The organism is Leptolyngbya sp. CCY15150 (assembly GCF_016888135.1).
GTDB lineage: Bacteria > Cyanobacteriota > Cyanobacteriia > RECH01 > RECH01 > RECH01.
This window is the reverse complement of record NZ_JACSWB010000284.1, coordinates 1-555: the sequence shown is the minus strand read 5'-3', so window position 1 is coordinate 555 and position 555 is coordinate 1. Positions and strand designations below refer to the sequence as shown.

1 protein-coding gene is annotated in these 555 nt (G+C 48.5%); it reads right to left on the bottom strand.

Translation table 11 applies throughout. The features are described from left to right. Positions 1-532, bottom strand: a 532-nt coding sequence (locus JUJ53_RS22270) for a GAF domain-containing protein (RefSeq protein ID WP_204154252.1), incomplete at its 3' end; no start/stop codon positions are given. Positions 533-555: the final 23 nt, after the last annotated feature.

Genomic DNA, 555 nt, shown 5'->3' with positions numbered 1-555 from the left:
CAACAAGGGGAACCCAGCCACTGGCAACAGATTCAGATACAAACTCACCGCTCCAGTCAGGTGTAAATCGGTAAACCCCAACGCGATCGCAATTCAGAAGATGACGCAATTCATCTGTTGCAAGGCGGAACATGATTGCTTCATCTCTAGACTGGAGAATGCGCGGCACAAGTTTGGCAACGGCCCGTTCACGCTGTGCTTGCTTAGCTACCTGTTGTGACGTTTCTTCTAGCTGACGGTTGTACTGAATTTGCTGAAGCGCGACACCCAGTTGGGTGCCGATTTGCTTGAGCACCTGCAGCTCCTCCTCTTGCCAACTCCGTCGGCTAGAATTTTGGTAGGCTCCTAATAATCCCCACAATTTATCTTGGTAGAAGATAGGAGCAATCATGTAAGCCTTAACCTGAAACTGCTCCAAGATTTCTACATGGCAGGGAGAATGTCCGATGGTGTAAATGTCATCTACGACAAAGGATTCTTGCTTAGCATAGCGTCCTCCCTGGGTTTCTTGCAGATGAGTATCTTCCCACACAGTTTTGATATCTGGGCCAACAA